Source organism: Salinivibrio sharmensis (assembly GCF_001995985.1).
Classification (GTDB): domain Bacteria; phylum Pseudomonadota; class Gammaproteobacteria; order Enterobacterales; family Vibrionaceae; genus Salinivibrio; species Salinivibrio sharmensis.
Genome location: NZ_MUFC01000007.1, coordinates 60,862 through 81,307 on the forward strand (window position 1 = coordinate 60,862; position 20,446 = coordinate 81,307).

16 protein-coding genes and 1 riboswitch are annotated in these 20,446 nt (G+C 52.4%); of the genes, 14 read left to right on the forward strand and 2 right to left on the reverse strand.

Annotated elements, in window-relative coordinates; translation table 11 throughout:
* The first annotated feature begins 15 nt into the window (after positions 1-15).
* The 7 genes from leuC to BZG74_RS08630 all read left to right on the forward strand — a co-directional run bounded on the left by leuC (position 16) and on the right by BZG74_RS08630 (position 7,531).
* Positions 16-1,437 (forward strand): 3-isopropylmalate dehydratase large subunit, encoded by a 1,422-nt coding sequence (gene leuC / locus BZG74_RS08600; protein ID WP_077772219.1) that lies wholly within the window; start codon positions 16-18, stop codon positions 1,435-1,437.
* A gap of 9 nt (positions 1,438-1,446) precedes the next feature.
* The gene (gene leuD / locus BZG74_RS08605; RefSeq protein WP_077772220.1) at positions 1,447-2,049 is read left to right on the forward strand and encodes a 3-isopropylmalate dehydratase small subunit; all 603 of its coding nucleotides are present in this window, start codon (positions 1,447-1,449) and stop codon (positions 2,047-2,049) included.
* Between the two features lie 147 nt (positions 2,050-2,196).
* Positions 2,197-2,988: a DUF547 domain-containing protein gene (locus BZG74_RS08610; protein WP_077772221.1), complete on the forward strand. Its 792-nt coding sequence runs from the start codon at positions 2,197-2,199 to the stop codon at positions 2,986-2,988.
* A 38-nt stretch (positions 2,989-3,026) separates the two neighbouring features.
* Positions 3,027-3,128: riboswitch (TPP riboswitch) on the forward strand.
* A 43-nt stretch (positions 3,129-3,171) separates the two neighbouring features.
* Positions 3,172-4,167: a thiamine ABC transporter substrate binding subunit gene (gene thiB, locus BZG74_RS08615; protein ID WP_077772222.1), complete on the forward strand. Its 996-nt coding sequence runs from the start codon at positions 3,172-3,174 to the stop codon at positions 4,165-4,167.
* Between the two features lie 5 nt (positions 4,168-4,172).
* Positions 4,173-5,762, forward strand: a complete 1,590-nt coding sequence (thiP, locus tag BZG74_RS08620) for a thiamine/thiamine pyrophosphate ABC transporter permease (protein ID WP_077772223.1) — start codon at positions 4,173-4,175, stop codon at positions 5,760-5,762.
* On the forward strand, positions 5,756-6,460 hold the full coding sequence (gene thiQ, locus BZG74_RS08625; protein WP_077578797.1) for a thiamine ABC transporter ATP-binding protein: 705 nt from the start codon (positions 5,756-5,758) through the stop codon (positions 6,458-6,460). The genes thiP and thiQ overlap by 7 nt, the downstream gene beginning before the upstream one ends.
* A 66-nt stretch (positions 6,461-6,526) precedes the next feature.
* Positions 6,527-7,531, forward strand: a complete 1,005-nt coding sequence (locus tag BZG74_RS08630) for a GGDEF domain-containing protein (RefSeq protein ID WP_077772224.1) — start codon at positions 6,527-6,529, stop codon at positions 7,529-7,531.
* Between the two features lie 45 nt (positions 7,532-7,576).
* On the opposite strand, the gene BZG74_RS08635 is transcribed toward BZG74_RS08630, so the two are convergent.
* Complete coding sequence (locus BZG74_RS08635; RefSeq protein WP_077772303.1) at positions 7,577-8,950, reverse strand: PhoH family protein; 1,374 nt, start codon at positions 8,948-8,950, stop codon at positions 7,577-7,579.
* A gap of 317 nt (positions 8,951-9,267) precedes the next feature.
* Here BZG74_RS08635 and rapA point away from each other — a divergent pair, with 317 nt between their 5' ends.
* The 3 genes from rapA to BZG74_RS08650 all read left to right on the forward strand — a co-directional run bounded on the left by rapA (position 9,268) and on the right by BZG74_RS08650 (position 14,000).
* Positions 9,268-12,177: an RNA polymerase-associated protein RapA gene (rapA, locus tag BZG74_RS08640; RefSeq protein ID WP_077772225.1), complete on the forward strand. Its 2,910-nt coding sequence runs from the start codon at positions 9,268-9,270 to the stop codon at positions 12,175-12,177.
* 39 nt (positions 12,178-12,216) lie between these two features.
* On the forward strand, positions 12,217-12,951 hold the full coding sequence (gene rluA / locus BZG74_RS08645) for a bifunctional tRNA pseudouridine(32) synthase/23S rRNA pseudouridine(746) synthase RluA (protein WP_077772226.1): 735 nt from the start codon (positions 12,217-12,219) through the stop codon (positions 12,949-12,951).
* Between the two features lie 77 nt (positions 12,952-13,028).
* Positions 13,029-14,000: a D-2-hydroxyacid dehydrogenase gene (locus BZG74_RS08650; protein WP_077772227.1), complete on the forward strand. Its 972-nt coding sequence runs from the start codon at positions 13,029-13,031 to the stop codon at positions 13,998-14,000.
* A gap of 12 nt (positions 14,001-14,012) precedes the next feature.
* Here BZG74_RS08650 and djlA read toward each other — a convergent pair whose 3' ends face one another.
* The gene (gene djlA / locus BZG74_RS08655) at positions 14,013-14,834 is read right to left on the reverse strand and encodes a co-chaperone DjlA (RefSeq protein WP_077772228.1); all 822 of its coding nucleotides are present in this window, start codon (positions 14,832-14,834) and stop codon (positions 14,013-14,015) included.
* A 154-nt stretch (positions 14,835-14,988) separates the two neighbouring features.
* Between djlA and lptD the strand changes: the two genes are divergently transcribed.
* Genes lptD through rsmA form a run of 4 tightly spaced genes read left to right on the forward strand, consistent with a single transcriptional unit; the run spans position 14,989 to position 20,434 of the window.
* Entirely contained in the window at positions 14,989-17,313 is a 2,325-nt protein-coding gene (gene lptD / locus BZG74_RS08660; RefSeq protein ID WP_077772229.1) for an LPS assembly protein LptD, read from the forward strand.
* Positions 17,314-17,366: 53 nt separating this feature from the next.
* On the forward strand, positions 17,367-18,656 hold the full coding sequence (gene surA / locus BZG74_RS08665; RefSeq protein ID WP_077772304.1) for a peptidylprolyl isomerase SurA: 1,290 nt from the start codon (positions 17,367-17,369) through the stop codon (positions 18,654-18,656).
* Positions 18,646-19,638 carry a 4-hydroxythreonine-4-phosphate dehydrogenase PdxA gene (gene pdxA, locus BZG74_RS08670; protein ID WP_077772230.1) on the forward strand — a complete coding sequence of 331 codons (993 nt, stop codon included), beginning with the start codon at positions 18,646-18,648 and terminating at the stop codon, positions 19,636-19,638. The genes surA and pdxA overlap by 11 nt, the downstream gene beginning before the upstream one ends.
* Complete coding sequence (gene rsmA / locus BZG74_RS08675; RefSeq protein ID WP_077772231.1) at positions 19,628-20,434, forward strand: 16S rRNA (adenine(1518)-N(6)/adenine(1519)-N(6))-dimethyltransferase RsmA; 807 nt, start codon at positions 19,628-19,630, stop codon at positions 20,432-20,434. Before pdxA ends, rsmA begins: the two co-directional genes overlap by 11 nt.
* Positions 20,435-20,446: the final 12 nt, after the last annotated feature.

A 20,446-nucleotide genomic window follows, 5' to 3' on the forward strand; every position in this document is an offset into this window, starting at 1 on the left:
GTAAGGATACGAGCTATGTCGAACGCAAACACCCAGCAAGGCGCTAAGACCTTGTATGAAAAAATCTATCAAGCCCATGTGGTCACCGAGCAGCCCGGCGAAGCGCCGCTGCTGTATATCGACCGTCATTTAGTGCACGAAGTAACCTCACCACAAGCCTTTGATGGCCTGCGGGAAAAAGGGCGTCCGGTGCGCCAAGTGAGCAAAACCTTCGCCACTATGGATCACAATGTCTCCACCGAAACCAAAGACATCAACGCGTCCGGGGAAATGGCGCGCATCCAAATGGAAACCTTGGCCAAAAACTGCGAAGAGTTCGGTGTCACCCTGTACGACTTAAATCATCCTTACCAAGGCATTGTGCATGTAATGGGTCCCGAGCTTGGCATCACCCTGCCCGGCACCACCATCGTCTGTGGTGATTCGCACACCGCAACCCACGGCGCCTTTGGCTCCCTGGCCTTTGGTATTGGCACCTCAGAAGTCGAACACGTACTCGCCACCCAAACACTCAAGCAATCCCGCGCCCGCACGATGAAAATTGAAGTCACGGGCAAAACCGCCCCCGGGATCACCGCCAAAGATATCGTCCTAGCGATTATTGGCAAGGTCGGTCATGCCGGCGGCACCGGGCATGTGGTGGAGTTTTGCGGGGACGCCATCACTGCCTTGTCGATGGAAGGGCGAATGACGGTCTGCAACATGGCCATCGAGTTAGGCGCAAAAGCTGGCCTGATCGCGCCGGATGACACCACCTTTGCCTACTTAAAAGACAAGAAATTTGCCCCGAAAGGCGAGCAATGGCAGCAAGCCGTTGCATATTGGCAAACCTTGCACTCAGATGCCGATGCGCACTTTGATCGCGTGGTCACTCTCGATGGCAGTCAAATCCATCATCAGGTGACCTGGGGCACCAACCCCGGCCAAGTGGTCAGTGTGCATGATACCGTGCCCGCCCCTGAGACAATGAACGACCCGATTGAGCGCCACTCGGCTGAGCGCGCGTTAAAATACATGGGACTGACACCTGGGCAAGCCATCAACCAGATCAGCATTGATAAGGTCTTTATTGGCTCTTGCACCAACTCACGGATTGAAGACATGCGCGCAGCCGCCGCGGTCGCTAAAGGGCGGCGTGTGGCAGAGGGTGTACATGCCATGGTGGTGCCTGGCTCCGAGCAGGTGCGCGCCCAAGCGGAGCAAGAAGGGCTGGATGTGATTTTCCGTGACGCTGGCTTTGAGTGGCGTTTGCCCGGCTGCTCGATGTGTTTGGCAATGAACAACGACCGCTTAGGCCCCAAAGAGCGCTGTGCGTCCACCAGCAACCGTAACTTTGAAGGCCGCCAAGGCCGTGAAGGTCGCACCCACTTGGTCAGCCCTGCGATGGCCGCCGCCGCTGCTATCGCCGGTCATTTTGTCGACGTTAACCAATTATAAGGAGGCCTTATGTCAGGCATACACACTCACACCGGCATTGTTGCCCCATTGGATGCGGCTAACGTCGATACCGACGCGATCATCCCTAAACAGTTTTTGCAAAAAGTCACCCGTACTGGCTTTGGTCAGCACCTGTTTCACGATTGGCGCTTTTTAGACGATGCGGGTAAACAGCCGAACCCCGAGTTTGTGCTCAATCAAGCGCGCTACCAAGGGGCGAGCGTGTTACTCACCCGCGAAAACTTTGGCTGTGGCTCATCCCGCGAACATGCCCCTTGGGCGCTGGATGATTACGGTTTTAAAGTGATTATCGCCCCCAGTTTTGCCGATATTTTCTATGGCAACTGCATCAATAACCAAATGGTGCCGGTGACCCTTGAAGAAGGCCAAATCGATGCTTTATTTGCGTATGTGGCCGAAACTGAAGGCGCAACGGTAACCCTGGATTTGCCCGCCCAAACCATCCGTGCCGGTGAACACTGCTTTAGTTTTCAGATGGATGATTTTCGCCGTCATTGCTTGTTGGAAGGGTTAGATAGCATTGGCCTCACGCTGCAGCACGACGCTGACATCTCGCGCTTTGAGCAGCGCATCCCAGACTTTTTGTCATAAGTCCCTGCTTTAGCCCACGCCACCAATAAGCGCGATCTTCTCCGCGCTTATTGGTCACACCCCACTTTTTTCCATTCACCATGAAACCAACAACGCATTCGCTTGGTCTAGTCTGAGAAGAAGGCTTGCTGAAAATAAGGACGGGCAATGCAAAAACGTTTGATACTTCTATTCTGCTTGGTTTTTCCGCTGGTTAGCCAAGCGGCCCCCAAAGCAGAGTATTGGGCAATGTGGGATGCGCATAACCCTGACAGCCAGGCGACCTTCACTCATCACAGCTGGCAAGTATTACTGGATAAGTATTTGCAACCTCAGGGGCAGCACACCTTATTTAACTATGCGGCGGTCACCGAGGCTGACAAGAAGGCTCTCGATCATTATATCCGCATGCTCACCGCGCGCGACCCTCGCACGCTGACCAAAAACGAACAATACGCGTATTGGGTTAACCTTTACAATGCGGTCACGGTGACGCTGATTTTGGAGGCCTATCCAGTCCGTTCGATCACCAAACTCGGTGGGTTATTTAGCTTTGGCCCTTGGGATGATGAAGTGGTCACGGTGGCAGGAGAGCCGCTTACCTTGAATGATATTGAGCACCGTATTCTGCGCCCGCTATGGCAAGACCCGCGTACCCACTATGCAGTCAATTGTGCCAGTTTAGGCTGCCCAAACCTGCAACCCAAGGCCTTCCAAGCAAACGCGCTTGAGGCGCAGCTCGAGCAAGCCGCCTACACCTTTATTAACAGTGACAAAGGCGTGAGTCAGCAAGGCGATCAGTGGCGGCTTTCTTCTATCTATAAGTGGTTTGAGGCTGACTTTGGTGGCGATAAGCAAGGCGTGATCGCTCACATAAACCAGTATCGCGATATTCCATTGCCACAAGAGGTAACATTGGAATACGACTACAACTGGGACCTTAACCAACTCGGCAACTAAAAGGCTTGGTTAACCCTAAGCCAATCAGTACAATGGCCTCGTACTCATTGGGGAGCCTCACGGCTGAGATTGCGCACCGCGCTAGACCCATCGAACCTGATCCAGCTAACACTGGCGTAGGGATTGAGACTTGATGTTGTCATCAACTTGCCTCAACACCCACGCCCAACTTAGGAGCGTGCTGTGAAAGTTTTTACCTCTGTTCTCACTCTGGTTGCTTTATCGCTATTATCACTGGGTGCCCGTGCCGCGGACCCACTGACCGTGTACACCTATGACTCCTTTATTGCTGAATGGGGGGCTGGGCCTAAAATTAAGGCGAAGTTTGAACAGCAATGCGATTGCCAACTTGAATTCGTCTCTCTCGATGATGGCGCCGCCTTGCTCAATCGCCTGCGCATTGAAGGGGAAACCACCAAAGCCGATATCGTGCTGGGTATGGATACCAATTTAATGAAAGAAGCCGAGCGTAGCGGCATTGTCGCCGAGCACTCGGTCAATACTGAGCGCCTGCAAGTGCCTGGTGGTTGGGATAACAACTACTTTATCCCCTACGATTACGGCTACTTTGCCTTTGTGTATGACACCACGCGTTTACTCGATCCGCCCAAAAGCCTCAAAGCCTTGATTGAAGAACGTGACGACATCAGTGTGATTTACCAAGATCCGCGCGTATCAACAGTGGGCCAAGGCTTAATGCTTTGGATCCAAAAAGTGTATGGCGACAACAATCAACAAGCATGGCGCGAATTGGCTGACAACACCATCACTGTGACCAAAGGTTGGACCGAAGCGTACAACATGTTCCTTAACAAAGAAGCCGACATGGTGCTTTCTTACACCACCTCGCCAGCCTATCACCTGGTTGCCGATGATGACGACCGCTTTGCCGCCGCCATGTTTGAAGAAGGCCACTACATGCAAATCGAAGTGGCCGCTAAATCAGCCTATACCGATCAACCGGAACGTGCAGACGCGTTTTTACAATTTATGCTCAGTGATGCGGCTCAGTCTGAGATCCCAACCACTCAGTGGATGTACCCGGTTACTGATGTCAACTTACCTGACGCTTTTTATACCTTAGATAAGCCGGAAGAAAGCTTGCTATATCAACCTGATGAAGTGATGGGCAATCGCCAACAATGGGTACGTGATTGGCAAACGGCGTTGGTTGAATAACCTTCATGCTCAACCCCTCTCGAACCTGGCCGGGCAGTATGGCGGCCAGCCTGGTTGTGGCTTTGATTGGCAGCGCGCTATGGGCGCTGTTCTCTCACAGCCACGACCTAGCGCTCACCGCGTTGTGGCAAGATACCTATCTGCGCCATGTCACCTACTTTAGCTTTAAGCAGGCCACTTTATCTGTGGTGCTCAGCGTTGGGCTTGCGATACCCGTCGCCCACGCACTGTCTCGCCGACAGTTTCCAGCCAAGGCATGGCTACTTAAGCTATTCGCCATGACCTTAGTACTACCGGTATTGGTGGGTGTATTTGGCTTGGTTGCCATCTATGGCCGCAGCGGCTGGATTGCGCAAGCCTTTGCGCATTTTGATGTGGCTATGCCGTTTTCTATTTATGGCTTAAGCGGCATTTTGCTCGCTCATGTGTTTTTTAATCTGCCTTTTTCTGCCCAACTCATGGTGCAAGCTTTAGAGGGGATCCCCGCTGATCAGCGTCGTCTCGCCACCCAGTTAGGACTTAAGGGCTGGCAACGTTTTAAGCACCTAGAATGGCCGTATTTACGCCAAAGCTTGCCCCATATCATCGGGCTAGTGTTTATGTTGTGCTTTACCAGCTTCGCCACCGTGATGGCACTGGGTGGCGGACCGAAAGCTACCACAATAGAGTTGGCCATTTACCAAGCCATTCATTTTGATTTCGATTTACAAACGGGTGCTGTCCTTGCGCTGTGGCAAATGCTGTTGTGTGGCGCCATCGCATTTACCGTGCAAACGTTAACGCGCCCGCTGCCGAGTACGCCCAGTGAAGTACTGCCTCTTCCCGCCTCTTTGGATAGCCGTGCTGCCAAATGTTGGGACAGTCTATGGATTGGCCTCGTTTTGCTACTGGTTTTACCGCCACTGGGTGTGGTGATTGCTCGGGGGCTGAATCCCAGCGCATTAGCTGTGCTCAGCGATAGCGCACTGTGGCAGGCAACAGTGCACTCACTGGCCATTGCCTTTGGGGCAACCAGCTTTGCCTTTGTGCTCGCAGCCGCAGTGATCCTCGCTAGCCGCCACTGGCGGTTGCATGGGCGCAAAAAACAGGCGGATGGGATAGAAACCCTCGGGGCGATTATTTTGGTGGTACCGAGTATTGTCCTCAGTACCGGACTTTTTTTGCTGTTTCGCCAGTTTAGCGACGTATTTAGCTTGGCGCTGTGGCTGGTGATGGCCGTGAACGCCCTGATGGCCCTGCCTTATCTCATCAAAGTATTAAGTGCTCCCGCGTTTCAAGTTGCCCAGTCTTACCATAATCTGTGCGCCACCTTAGGCGTAAGGGGCATCACCCGTTTACGTCTGATTGAGTGGGACTGTTTGCGTGCACCTATTGCGCGCGGTGTCGCGGTGAGTTTTGTGTTATCGATGGGTGATCTCAGTGCGATTGCCCTATTTGGCAGCCAAAACTTTCAAACTCTGCCCCTGTATTTATTCCGCTTAATGGGCAGTTACCAAATGGAAGCCGGCGCTGCCGCGGCGATGCTGTTACTGCTCACAAGTTTGGGGTGTTATGCCCTGCTTACGCGCCTTATTCAATGGAGACAAGCATGCTGACGCTTTCTAGTGTCCACTATCGTTACCAGCAAGATTGGATGACCTTTGATGCCAAAATAGCGCCGGGGGAGATTGTGGCTGTGCTCGGCCCCAGCGGCGCGGGTAAGAGCACCTTATTATCCTTGATTGCCGGATTGATTGCCCCAGATAGTGGCGAGATTGCTATTAATGGCAAGCCAGTGACAACAACCCCAGCGCACCAACGCCCCTTGTCTATCTTGTTTCAAGAGCACAACGTCTTTACCCATTTGTCGGTATTCGACAATATGGCGATAGGTTTATCACCATCACTGAAGCTAACCGCCTCCCAGCGTGACAGCATCCACCGTGCGGCCCACGCCGTCGGTTTAACAGACTATCTGTCACGTCTACCTGGGCAACTATCGGGCGGCCAACGCCAGCGCATCGCGTTGGGTAGAAGCATCGCACGCAACCAACCCTTATTGTTGCTCGATGAGCCCTTTTCGGCACTCGATCCTGCGCTAAAAAAGGACATGCTGGCGCTGGTCAAGCGTACCGCCCAAGAGCAAGGCACAACGGTGGTGATGGTGACTCACCATCCCGAAGACGCCCAAGCCATCGCCTCTGAGTTTCTTTATTTGGATAACGGGCAAGTCCGCCTGCATTGTCCTGTCGAAACCCTCGAGACCCCGCCCGCGATAATGCAAGGTTATATGGGCAAGACGGACGAAGAGTGATGGGTGGCGCCACTTGGATTGACTTCTATACTAAGGAAAACACGGAAGATTCCAAGGAGGCGCCCAGTGGCCGCCAGCAGCATAAAAATCCTCGATTCCATTGTCGATTTCACCGCTAAAACAGAAGTCGACGCGATCACCAAAAGCTTGCTGACCTCAATTACCGAGCTTACCCCAATAAGCGAGGTTGTGCTGCTCGATTACTGCTGTGACATGCAGCCTGCCTTTACCGTACTCGGCACCAACGACAATAGTGCCTTTCAGCAAGAAAACATTCATCAAATTGATGCCCTGCTTGATGAGTGCCTGGCGACACAAGCGGTCACTCAACACTACGCCAATGATCATGTATTGATTGCCGTTCCCATTTATTATGAGAAAGAAGAAGGTGTCAGCGGGGTTTTATGCGGTCGCGCCAAAAGCCTTAGCAAGGACCAACGCGCACTCGTCGCTGGACTAACGCGTATCTATGAAAACTATCAGCAGATTATCATGGCCAGTGAGCGTGATAGTTTCACCAGCTTATTTAATCGCAAAGTCCTCTCTAAAAAGCTGGATCTTATTTGTGATCGCTTAGCGCGAAGTGAGCCTTCCCCTGCCAGCGAAAATGGCAGCGCCCTTGTTCCTTGGGTGTGTATCTTCGATGTTGATCACTTTAAGCAAATTAATGATAACTTTGGCCATGTTTTCGGTGACGAGGTCATCTTGTTACTTGCCTCGCTGATGCGCCAGACTTTTTCTTCACAAGACACCTTGTTCCGGTATGGCGGCGATGAATTTGTGGTGCTGTTTCAGCCGTGTACTCGCGCCATGGCAGAGCAAAAAGCCAATACCTTTATTGCTAATGTCAACGCGCGCGATTTTGGTGCCGCCCAAACCGTGACGATTTCCATGGGGGCAACGCAGATTGAGCGAGGGCAACTGAGCACCAGCACCATCTTAGGCAATGCCGACCAGGCGCTCTATCACGCCAAACAAAACGGCCGTAATCAGGTCGCTTTTTATGATGACTTACTGCAATCTGGGGTGATAAAAACCTTTGTCGCCGAGGACGATGTTGAATTGTTTTAGCTCATGGATAAAGGTGACGGCCTGATGACCGCCACCTGATATCCACTACAAATTCTCTTCGGCAAACTCCGCTAAGCGACTGCGCACCACGCCATTGAGGTACACACACGCACTGCCTTCAAAGTTTTTAAACCGCTCAACAATATAGGTCAGCCCAGATGTCACTGGGGTCAAATACGAGGAATCGATTTGCGCTAAGTTACCCGAGCACACTAACTTGGTACCCTCTCCACACCGGGTGATAATGGTTTTAAGCTGAGAGGCAGTCAGGTTTTGGCACTCATCCAAAATGACAAACGCGTTTTGAATCGAGCGGCCACGCATAAAGTTAATCGATTTAAACTGCAGGTTGGCTTTCTCCATGATGTACCGCATCGAACCATCGGTGCACTCATCATGCATATGCAACGCTTCCAGGGTATCAGTGACAGCCCCCAGCCAAGGCAACATTTTTTCCTCTTCAGTGCCCGGCAAAAAGCCGATCGACTCGCCAATATCTGGGGTATTGCGGGTCACGATAATCTTGTCATACATCCCTTTCTCCACCACCTGCTCAAGGGCTGCAGCCATCGCCAAAATGGTTTTACCACAGCCTGCGGGACCGGTGAGGATCGCCAAGTCAATACTCGGATCGAGCAACGCATCCATCGCCATGCCTTGGTAAATATTTTTCGGTTTCACATCCCACGCGGCGCGATGCATCAATCGCTCTCGGCTCAGATCTTTAATCACCGCTTTATCGCCATCAATGGCTTGCACTCGCGCGGCAAAATCGTCGCTTTCGTCCAACAGGTATTGGTTCACAAACGGCGTATCGAGAAGCTCAGAGGGCAACGTATGTAGGGTCTCTGTGCCATAGGCTTGACTATTGCACTCCCCTACTTTGTCCCAAAAGCTACCTGCAAATTGGTGGAACCCCTTGGTCAGCAAACGCACATCATCAATCAGCTGGTCAGTACGATAATCTTCTACATACATCACCCCCGCCCCTTTGGCGCGCAGGCGCATATTGATGTCTTTGGTTACCAACACCACTTTACGTGGCGAGCGTTTGGTTTGCAGATATAACACCGCATTGAGTATTCGATTATCACCCGCTTTATCAGCAAAGGCATGGACAGTTTCTTTGATCTCAAAATCAGCGAGAATCGATACGGTGCCCGTCGCATCGCCTTTACCAACGGCAATGCCCTCGCCAATTTCGTCAGGCGTGGCCTCTTTAAAAATATCTTCCAAGGCACGGATCGCCACACGCGCATCACGTGAGACATCGCGCTTGCTATCTTTAATTCGGTCAAGTTCTTCGAGGACAGTCATGGGGATCACGACATCGTGTTCTTGGAAAGAGTAAATCGAGAAAGGCTCGTGGAGGAGAATATTAGTATCGAGTACAAACAGCTTCCGGTCGGCGTCGCCCATAGGCACCTCCTGTGTCGGCAGTTCACTGTCTCGGTGACAGCGCTTAAAATAAGCGTAGACCTGGCCGTTGGGATGCGCCCAACTTGTTTTACCGCGCCAGCTCACGCTTTTATCTTTGCCGTCCATTAATGACGTTTGTATGTCAGCGTGACCTTTGATGAGATTCGTTGAGTTTCATCGTGACCCTCCTCACAAGTTCGAGTACTATTGGCGGCCAATTTTTTCAGTGCCACACTGAATAGCAGAGTATTTAAACGACGCTGTATTGAATAGCGTCGCGTCTTTCGACAATCGAGTTAATTCAGAGGTTTTCCCCTATGTCATTTGCGCTTGGACAACGTTGGATCAGTGATACGGAACATGATCTTGGACTCGGCACTGTGGTGTCCGTTGATGGCCGTACCGTGACCCTAATGTTTCCTGCTAGTGATGAAACACGGCTGTACGCCAGCCACGATGCGCCCGTGACTCGGGTGATGTTCAATCCCGGCGATGAGGTGGAAAGCCACGAAGGCTGGACCATGAACGTCTCTCGCGTTGAGGAAAACGACGGGGTATTAACCTATTACGGCCAGCGTACCGACACAGGGGAAGATGAGGTTGCACTGCGTGAGATCTTGCTCAGCCACCAGATTCGCTTTAACAAGCCGCAAGACAAACTGTTTGCTGGCCAGCTCGATCGTATGGACCGTTTTGCCCTGCGTTATCGTGCGCTGACCAATCAGCATCAGCAACTGCGCAGCCCATTACGCGGTTTAACCGGCATGCGTGCCGGCCTGATCCCCCATCAGCTTTACATTGCCCACGAAGTCGGTCGCCGCCATGCACCGCGCGTACTGCTCGCCGATGAAGTGGGGTTGGGAAAAACCATTGAGGCAGGCATGATCATCCACCAGCAAGTGCTGGCGGGTCGTGCGGAGCGTGTGCTGATAGTGGTGCCCGAAACCTTACAGCATCAGTGGCTGGTGGAGATGATGCGCCGCTTTAATCTGCATTTCTCGATTTTCGATGAAGAGCGCTGTGTGGAAGCCTTTGCCGACTCCCCCAACCCATTTGATACCCAACAGTTGGTGTTGTGCTCACTCGAGTTTCTGCGCAAAAACCGCCGCCGGGTCGAACAAGTGTGCGATACCCACTGGGATCTATTGGTGGTCGACGAAGCCCACCACCTGACGTGGGCGCCGGATGCGCCAAGCCGCGAATATCAAATTATTGAGAGCATCGCTGAGCACACCCCTGGGGTATTGCTGCTCACCGCAACACCAGAGCAATTGGGCCAGCAAAGCCATTTTGCCCGCTTGCGCCTGCTCGACCCCGATCGCTTCTATGATTACGATGCCTTTGTTGAAGAAGCTCAACAATACGCGCCTGTGGCTGAGGCGGTGGAAGCGTTGCTGAGCGATACGCCACTGACCGACGCGGCACAAGCTGGGATACGTCAGCTATTGCAGCACAAGGAGCTGTCAGCGCGCTTAGTCCAAGTGCACAGTGACGACGCAGAAGAAAAAGCTCAAGCACGCCAACAACTGATTGATGATCTGATGGACCGCCACGGCACTGGACGCGTATTGTTCCGTAACACCCGAGCGGCCATTAGCGGCTTCCCCCGCCGTCACCTCCATATGCACCCGCTCGCTCTGCCGAGCCAATACCAAACCGCTATGCGGGTCGCTGGCATGATGGGCAGCACCGGCTCAAGCGAACAAAAGGCCGTGCAAAACCTATACCCAGAAGATATCTATCAACAGTTTGAAGGGGACAGCGCGAGCTGGTGGGGCTTTGACCCACGTATTGATTGGCTACTGGATTACTTAAAAGCCCACCGCAGCGAGAAGGTGCTAATTATTTGCTCGCGTGCGCAAACCGCACTGACCCTGGAGCAAGCGCTGCGTGAGCGCGAAGGTATTCGCGGGACTGTATTCCATGAAGGGATGTCGATTGTAGAGCGTGACAAAGCCGCTGCTTACTTCGCCCAAGAGGAAGGGGGCGCGCAGGTCTTGATTTGCTCAGAAATTGGATCGGAAGGGCGCAACTTCCAATTCGCCCATCAGTTAGTGATGTTCGACTTACCGATGAACCCCGACTTACTTGAGCAGCGTATTGGCCGTCTTGACCGCATTGGTCAGACGCAAGATATTGCCATTCATGTCCCCTATCTTGAAGGCACGGCTCAGACGATTTTGGCGCGCTGGTATCACGAAGGCCTCGATGCGTTTGAAGATACCTGCCCAACCGGCCGTGCGGTATTTGAACAATATGGCGAAACCTTGTTAACGCTGCTCGCGGCCAATCAACAGGATGAGGCGCTGTCGGCGCTGATCAGTGACAGTGCCGTGATGAATCAGCGCTTAAAAGCAGACATGGAAGAAGGCCGGGATAAGCTACTCGAAATGCACTCCCACGGTGGGGAGGCCGCTAACCAACTGGCAAGTACCATTGCCGATCAGGATGGCGACACTAACTTGGTCACCTTCACCTTGGGGCTGTTTGATACCATCGGTGTTAACCAAGATGACAAGGGCGAGAATGCCTTAGTGGTTAAACCGTCTGAACACATGATGGTACCCAGCTACCCAGGACTGCCTGCCGATGGCTGCACCATCACCTTTGACCGCGATACCGCATTGAGTCGCGAAGATGTTCAGTTTGTGTCTTGGGAGCATCCGATTGTTCGAGGCGGCATTGATTTGCTGCTGAGCGAAAACATCGGCACCACCGCGGTGTCACTGCTCAAAAACAAGTCACTGCCAGTGGGCACCCTGTTTGTAGAGCTTATCTACACCATTGACGCCCAGGCGCCAAAATCGAGTGGTATCCACCGCTTTTTGCCGCAAACACCCGTGCGATTGCTGCTTGATGCCAACGGCAATGACCTGTCGGCCAATGTCGAGTTTGAAAGCTTTCATCGCCAGCTGAGCCCCGTTAACCGCCACCTTGGCAGTAAAATGGTTAACTCTGTACAAAGCCAGATCCACAATCTGATTGAGAAAAGCGAGCCACTGGCAGAAAAAGCTTTGGCAGACATTCAAGCCAGTGCGCACCAAGAGATGGTGGCGGAGCTCCAGCAGGCATTAGCGCGCTTGGAGGCACTGAAAACGGTCAATCCGAATATTCGTGATGATGAGCTAGACGCATTACGCGAGCAGATCAGCACCTTGTCGCACCATATTCAACATGCACAAATTGAACTCGACGCGCTTCGCCTTGTTGTAGTTAGCCACCAATAAACCAACGTGAGACGGGGCCTGATGGCCCCGATAAACCCTATGGCAATGACTGAATACCATCCACCGACAGACCCTTGGTTAGATATCCTCTATCAAGATGTGGATCTGGTGGTGATCAATAAACCGAGTGGCTTACTGGCCAATCCTGGTCGCAACCCTGAGCATTACGACAGCGCATGGTCGCGCGTAAAAGCCGAGTTTCCCTCCGCCGAGTTGGCTCACCGCTTAGACATGTCCACCTCAGGCGTGATGGCTTTTGCCGCCCACAAAGAAGCAGAGCGTAACCTCAAAGCGCAGTTTCGCGACCGCATCCCCACCAAGTTGTATTATGCGGAAGTGTGGGGGCAACCAGAAAAACATGATGGCATTATCGACTTACCGTTAATTTGCGACTGGCCCAACCGCCCTCGCCAAAAAGTGTGTTTTGAGCATGGTAAACCCTCACAAACGCACTATCGCTGCTTGCACACCTTTTCCCAGACCAGTTTGATGGCCTTGTACCCACTGACTGGGCGCTCTCACCAGCTTCGTGTCCACATGCAGTCTTTGGGGCACAGCATTGTCGGTGATGAATTTTATGCGTGCCCAGACGCCCTCGCTCATGCGCCACGGCTTCATCTGCATGCCGCCGAGCTCAGCCTGTTGCATCCAGCGACCGGAGAGACCATGCATTTTCAGGCACCCTGCAATTTTTACCCCACGATGCCCGATAAACGCTTAGTGAGTGACTATCAGCTGGCCGCACCGCTTACGACCACAGCGACGGGCGCATAAGCCAGCTAGCTGAAACCATTGCACAATATCGCGATATCTCGCACCCTAGAGCCATGGATTGAGACACGGAGATCAACATGGCTCAGCACGACCCCACTCACATTGTCTTTCTCGACCGCGATACCATTCCGGCGCATATTGTTCTGCCCACGCCCCGCTCTCCACATCACTGGCAGGCGTACGGTAAAACTGCCCACAAGGATGTCATCGCTCGTTTACAAAAAGCCGATATCGCTATCACTAATAAAGTAGTGATCGATGAGACGGTGCTTGCCGCCTGTCCTAACCTCAAACTGATTGCGGTGGCCGCGACTGGGGTGAACAATGTCGACTTAGCCGCCTGCCAAGCCCGTGGGGTGCAAGTGTGTAACGTACAAGGTTACGCGACTCAGTCAGTGCCTGAGCATGTCATCGCCATGACTTTTGCCCTTAAGCGACAACTGCTCGGATACCATCAGGACGTGCAAAACGGTGAATGGCAAAAGCAAGGACAGTTCTGCTTTTTCACCCACCCTATTGGCAGTGTGGCCGGCAGCACATTGGGGATCATTGGAAAAGGCGCATTGGGGGAGGCCGTCGCACAACTTGCGCGCGCAGTAGGAATGAAGGTAGTTTTTGCCGAGCACCGTGGGGCACAGGCATGCCGGCCTGGTTATCTGCCTTTTGAACACGTGCTACGCCAAGCCGATGTGCTCTCATTACATTGCCCACTCACCGATAACACCCGTCATCTTATCGACCAAGACACGCTGGCGTTGATGCCGGAGCATGCCATATTGATCAACACCGGACGTGGTGGCCTAGTCAACGAGAAAGCTCTGCTACAAGCACTGGAAACCGGACAAATTGGTGGTGCCGGGCTCGATGTGCTGAGTGAAGAGCCGGCACCTAATACTCACCCACTGATCGCCGCATCACTGCCTAATCTATTGGTAACGCCCCATGTCGCATGGGGCGCAGATGAAGCGGTCAACCGTCTCGCCAAGCAGCTGATGGATAACATTGATGGCTTTTTGAGCGGCGCGCCACAACACACACTGATTGACTAGCGCACAAGCCCGCTACATATCGCGGGCTTTTTTCACCACGTCGTAGGCTTTTTGAATTTCTTGCGCCTTTTCTTTGGCAAGCTCCATCATTTCTGGCGGTAAGCCTTTTGCCATCAGTTTGTCGGGGTGGTGCTCATTCATCAGCTTGCGATACGCTTTTTTCACTTCTTGAGAGGACGCATTGGCATCGACCCCCAGCACATCATAGGCGTCATCAATCTCGCTTTGCCGTGGTGGTGCCCCCGGGCCATCGGCTTGATGCTGCCAGCCGCCTTGATAGCCTTGGCTAAAGCGAAACGAGGCTTCTTGCATCCGCAGGCGCTGCTCGAGTTGCTGGGCAGAAAAACCAAGCCCTTCGGCAATAATGTAAAGCAATTCTCGCTCTTTCGGGTGTAAGTCGCCATCAGCAAAAGCGGCTTGCACTTGCACTTCCAAAAAAAAGCTCAACAGATCGCGGCGCCCCTGACTTAAGGTGCGAATACTACTGAGGGTTTCATCAAGCGGAAAGTCGCTGTCTTTGCCTTCTCGGAACGCCTGCTGAGCTAATTGTCTGGCTTCACCATGAATCTGCATACGATCCATGAGCAAGCTTGCCAATTGAATTTCCTGCTGCGTCACCTGCCCTTTGGCTTTGGCGATATGTCCCATCACCGCAAAAGTACCGTGGAAAAAAACACGTTGCGCTTGCGGGCCCTGGGCACCAAAACCGCCGAAACGCGCGCGCGGTTTCGCTTTATCAAACTGATGGCCTAAGAAAAGGCCAAGAAGAAAACCGATTGGGCCTCCCAACAATGTGCCGAGAATTGCACCAATTACCTTGCCATTTAGTCGCATGCCATGGTCTCATTGCTAGTTTCACACCCTGAACATTTACAGGTGATGCCGGGCGTAAATTGATTTATGATAATCGCATTTTGCAGCCAAAGCATACTGATGCGTTGCCTTCGTGTACACCACGCTATCAGATAAAACAGGAATGTCTTCTTCAATGTCACCGACTGCACGTAGCTTTTTAGCCACCATGATTAGCCTGGCGCTTTATGGCCCAGCCCTTGTTTTTGCTAATGCGGAATCATCCGACGAACCTTGTCCTGATAGCGAGGCGCGCTGTATTCCAGCGAGTGAGCAAACCCAAGATGTGAACAATGCGCCTATTCGCGTGGTGGCAGACCGCGCTGAAGCGCAAACCAATGAAAAAGCAATCTACAACGGCAATGTCGAGGTGACCCAAGGTCATCGTAAAATGACGGCAGATACCGCGACCTTGCGCGATCCAGAACGGATCGTCACCGCACAAGGGGACGTGGTGTTTAATGACGGCCAGATGATGGTCACGTCCGACTATCTGCAAGCCAACTTGGAAAATGAAGACACCACGCTCAACAATGCACAGTATAAAATGCTGTGTACCCCAGGGCGTGGTGAAGCCAAGCGAGTATTTAAAAACGGTACCACCTTTTATGAGCTGGAAGATGGCACCTATACCACCTGTCCGGACGAAGATAAAAGCTGGCGTTTTTCTGCCTCTAAGATAGAAAAAGAAGATAGCAGCCTATTTGCTGATCTTTATCACCCTCGGTTTGAGGTGATGAATGTGCCGATTTTCTACCTGCCTTACCTGCGGGTGCCGGTTGAAGATGGTCGTTTGACTGGTTTTCTATACCCATCAGTCTCTTGGAGCGACCGTGATGGTATCGAGATGGAAACGCCATTTTATTGGAATATCCATCCGCAACTGGATGCCACGATCACGCCCAAATATATGTCTGAGCGCGGCGTTCAACTCAATACCAATATTCGTTACCTTACCCCACTCGGCTCAGGCTCGCTGTACTCCGAATATCTGCCTGATGATCAGCGTAACCCAGAGCTCGATGCACGCTGGGGCTTTAACTGGACACACAGCGGCGTACAGGGCCACTGGCGCTACCAAGCTGATTACAGCAAAGTCAGTGATATCAGTTATTTCCAAGATATTGACTCGGACGTGGGTAAACGAGAAGACAATACTCTGCTACAAACCGGTGAAATCAGCTACCGCGGCTTAGATTGGAACAGCACTGTGCGCGTGCGGGACTTCCAACCACTCACAGAAAACACCAGCGTGTATCGTTTGATGCCGCAAGTAGACTTTAACTACTACGCGCCGCAAGTCATGCCCTGGTTAGATGTGAGCGTCCCCGCACAGTTTAGTGTGTTTGCCAATGACGACCCAGATAAACCCGAAGCGACGCGCACACATCTCGCTCCGACCTTGACCATGCCCTTTACGCGTCCATGGTTTAATGCCACCGCGGAAGCCAGCATGCTCTACACTCACTACGACCAACGTTTTGATGATGCTACGCCGGACGCTGAGTCCACGGCGACCTTGAGTAAATCGGTGGAGCGTAAAATCCCAACTGTGCGCTTGCATTCAGGGCTTGTGCTAGAACGTAACTTTTGGGCAATGGGGGGGCACTTTAGCCAAACCATCGAGCCTCAAGTGCAATATTTGTACATCAAAGATGTGGAGCAAGGGGATATTTATAACCCGGTTAACTTCAGTGGCGGCGGTTACGATACCGCACGCTTACAAACCGACTACTATGGGTTATTCCGCAGCAATCAGTTTAGCAGCATTGATTATATTAACCCGGCTAACCAGCTGACCTACGGGGCGACCACCCGTTTTTACGACGGTGGCTACAAAGAGCGACTCAATCTCTCGTTCGGGCAGATTTATTACTTTGATCAACCCTCCAACCAAGACGCAGACACCTTTGACTATTCGTCTTGGGCGCTCGAAGGGGAAGCCAATATTGATGACTACCTGTTTTTACGGGCATCCATGCAATATGACAGCAACCTCAGCGAAATGCAGTTTGGTAATGCTATTGCCGAGTATCGCCACCAACAATTCTACGCGCAAACCAGTTATCGCTACGTAGCCCAAGAATACATTGAGTCTACCTTGCCGAACCGCGATATCAGTGCACTCACCGATGACGGCCTGTCCCAAGCCGGTGTGGTCACGGGCTTTCCGCTGTGGGGTGGCCTGAGTTTTAAAGGCCAATACTGGCGCGATCTAACTCAAGATGTGATGCTAGAAAACCAGTTTAGCCTGACCTATCGCTCTGATTGTTGGGTGGTTGGCTTGAGCTATAACGAGTACTTACTTTCGCGCTCTGATATTAATACAGACCCAGAATACGACAACAACGTCACCCTCTCGTTTAGCCTATTGGGGCTGGGCGCTGACAGTGGCTTTAACTTCAGTACGGACTCAGGTAACGCCTTGGGTTATCGTAATCCGTTTGCGCTGAAGAACTAACCCGCCATATTGTGGTCTGGACTGTTGAACCTATGAAAAAAAGTGGACAAAGCATGAACAAATGGAGTCACGCCCTCATCACTGGCGTTTTAGTGTTGCTGACCCCTTTAACACAAGCGGCGCCGAAAGCACTCGATCGCGTGATCGCAGTGGTCAATGACGGCGTGGTATTAAAAAGTGATATGGCGGCGATGCGTCGCACTGTTACCCTTAATGCCGCCGACCGCGAGTTGCCACCGCAAGATGTACTTGAAGAGCAGATGCGTGAGCGGCTGATTATCGAAGAGCTACAACTGCAAGAGGCTAAACGCTTAGGGATCCAGATAGACGATAGCCAGCTGCAACAAGCCATTGAAAACATTGCTAAGGAGCAATCTGTCAGTGTGCAAGCCCTGCGCGAAAAAATGGCCAAGCAAGGTGTCGCGTGGGCGCAATACCGTGAACAAGTGCGTCGTGAACTCACCATTTCTGAGGCACGCAATGCACAAGTACGTCGCCGTATTAGCATTTTACCGCAAGAAGTTGAGACGCTGGCCAGCCAGTTAAATGAGCAAAAGATGCAAAAGGTGAAGTACAAGCTTTCACACATTCAGCTCAAATTGGACGACGATGCCAGCAAAGCTGAGCGTGAAAGCGTGAAAAAGCAAGCTCACCGCCTGGTCGATACCCTACGCCATGACGGTAATATTGCCGAGCTGGCAATGGAGTACTCCAAAGGCCCTAAAGCGCTCGACGGTGGTGATTGGGGCTGGTTGCGACTAGAGGAAATGCCGACCATTTTCGCCGACCAGATCACCAACCAAGGTAAAGGGGCGATCATTGGTCCATTTAGAAGCGGCGTGGGTTTTCACATACTCAAAATTGATGATGTTCAAGGACTAGAAACCGTCGCCGTCACCGAAGTGAAAGCACGTCACATCCTGATCAAGCCATCGATTGTACTCAGTGATAAAGGCGCGCAAAAAGAGCTTAACAAAATGGTCAGCCAAATCCAGCGCGGTGAGCAACGCTTTGCCGATCTTGCTAAACAATACAGCGACGACCCAGGCTCTGCGGTCAATGGTGGCGACCTAGGGTGGTCAACCACTGATGCTTATGTACCCGCCTTCAAGGCCAAAGTCGATGCCCTGCCAGAAGGGCAAGTCAGCGAGCCGTTTAAAACCGTACACGGCTGGCATATCGTCGAAGTTACTGATCGCCGCGAGGTCGATAAAACCGATGCAGCGGTGAAAAATCGCGCTTACCGCATGCTGTTCAATAGAAAATTCAACGAAGAGGCGCAAGCCTGGCTGCAAGAGCTACGCGCAGGGGCTTACGTCGAGGTGCTCACCGATGACAGCTGAGCGTATCGCGATTACGCCCGGAGAGCCTGCGGGCATCGGGCCTGATCTTGTCTTGGCCATGGCACTTCATGCCTGGCCACATCAGCTTGTCGCCGTCGCCAATAAGCAAATGCTGGCCGAGCGCGCCAATCAGTTAGGGTTGGCCATCAGCTTACGCGACTACGATCCCTGCACTGAACCGCAAGCACACAAGGCGGGCGAACTTATCGTCGCAGATACGCCGATTGGCGCAGCGGTGACCCCTGGTCAATTAGATGAAGCCAACGGCCGCTATGTGCTTGATACCCTGACCCGCGCCGCGGAAGGAAACATGAGCGGTGAGTTTGCCGCGATTGTCACAGGTCCAGTGCATAAAGGCATCATCAACCGTGCTGGGGTATCTTTTAGCGGCCATACTGAGTTTTTTGCCCAGCACGCCAATGTCAATCAAGTGGTGATGATGCTCGCCACTGAAGGGTTACGCGTCGCCTTGGTCACCACCCACATTCCATTGGCCTATGTCTCCAAGGCCATCACCCGTGAGCGCTTGCACGATGTGATCGGCATTTTGCATCAAGACTTACGCGAGAAGTTTGCGATTGCACACCCTCGTATTTATGTGTGCGGCCTGAATCCGCATGCTGGTGAAGGGGGCTGTTTAGGAACAGAAGAAATCGACACCATTGAGCCGGCGCTGGATGATCTACGCCAACAAGGGATGGATTTGGTCGGTCCCCTGCCCGCTGATACGCTTTTCCAAGAAAAGTATCTGCAAGATGCCGATGCTGTACTGGCGATGTATCACGACCAGGGCCTACCTGTGTTAAAATTCAAAGGATTTGGGCGCTCAGTGAATATTACCCTGGGTTTGCCTTTTGTCAGAACATCAGTAGATCATGGTACCGCACTGGATTTAGCGGGTACCGGTACGGCGGATACAGGAAGCCTGCGGACGGCCATCTCCCACGCCATTGAATTAGTAGATAGCAAGCATGAGCGATAAAGTCCATCAAGGCCACCGTGCCAGAAAACGTTTCGGGCAGAACTTCCTCAATGACCCTTATGTCATTGACGGTATTGTGTCAGCCATTAATCCCCAATCCGGCGAGAACTTGGTCGAGATTGGCCCAGGTCTCGGCGCGCTCACTGAGCCAGTCACCGAGCAAGTCGACCACCTAAACGTGGTTGAACTTGACCGAGATCTTGCCGCGCGCTTGCGCAGTCACCCTTTCATGGGCCGTAAACTCACGGTGCATGAAGCCGATGCGATGGCCTTTGATTTTGCCGAGCTTGCCAAGCAAGGCCCACTGCGGATTTTTGGCAATCTGCCATATAACGTCTCTACGCCGCTAATGTTCCATTTATTCTCTTTTGCCGACCAAGTGCAAGATATGCACTTTATGTTGCAAAAAGAAGTAGTGAACCGCCTAGCAGCCGGTCCTGGCACCAAAGCATATGGGCGTCTTACGGTCATGGCACAATACTACTGCCAGGTGATCCCGGTATTGGAAGTGCCACCGACTGCCTTTAAACCTGCACCGAAAGTGGACTCCGCGGTTGTGCGCTTAGTGCCACACAAAACCTTGCCACATCCGGTCACCAATTTGTCATGGTTAGAGCGTGTGTGTCGTGAAGGTTTTAATCAACGCCGTAAAACCATACGTAACTGTTTTAAGTCATTGGTTAGTGTCGATACATTGACTGAGCTTGGTATCGACCCCAGCTTACGTCCTGAACACATGACCTTGGCGCAGTTCTCCAGCTTGGCCAACTGGTTGGATGCCAATCACTCATCATAAACAGGAGCCTTG

Excerpts from the sequence above, each read along its gene's own strand:
- pdxA (WP_077772230.1), top strand. The coding sequence starts at position 18,646 with ATGACAGCTGAGCGTATCGCGATTACGCCCGGAGAGCCTGCGGGCATC.
- surA (WP_077772304.1), top strand. The coding sequence starts at position 17,367 with ATGAACAAATGGAGTCACGCCCTCATCACTGGCGTTTTAGTGTTGCTG.
- leuC (WP_077772219.1), top strand. The coding sequence starts at position 16 with ATGTCGAACGCAAACACCCAGCAAGGCGCTAAGACCTTGTATGAAAAA.
- rluA (WP_077772226.1), top strand. The coding sequence starts at position 12,217 with ATGGCAATGACTGAATACCATCCACCGACAGACCCTTGGTTAGATATC.
- djlA (WP_077772228.1), bottom strand. The coding sequence starts at position 14,834 with ATGCGACTAAATGGCAAGGTAATTGGTGCAATTCTCGGCACATTGTTG.
- BZG74_RS08650 (WP_077772227.1), top strand. The coding sequence starts at position 13,029 with ATGGCTCAGCACGACCCCACTCACATTGTCTTTCTCGACCGCGATACC.
- rsmA (WP_077772231.1), top strand. The coding sequence starts at position 19,628 with ATGAGCGATAAAGTCCATCAAGGCCACCGTGCCAGAAAACGTTTCGGG.
- lptD (WP_077772229.1), top strand. The coding sequence starts at position 14,989 with ATGTCACCGACTGCACGTAGCTTTTTAGCCACCATGATTAGCCTGGCG.
- thiQ (WP_077578797.1), top strand. The coding sequence starts at position 5,756 with ATGCTGACGCTTTCTAGTGTCCACTATCGTTACCAGCAAGATTGGATG.
- leuD (WP_077772220.1), top strand. The coding sequence starts at position 1,447 with ATGTCAGGCATACACACTCACACCGGCATTGTTGCCCCATTGGATGCG.
- BZG74_RS08610 (WP_077772221.1), top strand. The coding sequence starts at position 2,197 with ATGCAAAAACGTTTGATACTTCTATTCTGCTTGGTTTTTCCGCTGGTT.
- rapA (WP_077772225.1), top strand. The coding sequence starts at position 9,268 with ATGTCATTTGCGCTTGGACAACGTTGGATCAGTGATACGGAACATGAT.
- BZG74_RS08635 (WP_077772303.1), bottom strand. The coding sequence starts at position 8,950 with ATGGGCGACGCCGACCGGAAGCTGTTTGTACTCGATACTAATATTCTC.
- thiP (WP_077772223.1), top strand. The coding sequence starts at position 4,173 with ATGCTCAACCCCTCTCGAACCTGGCCGGGCAGTATGGCGGCCAGCCTG.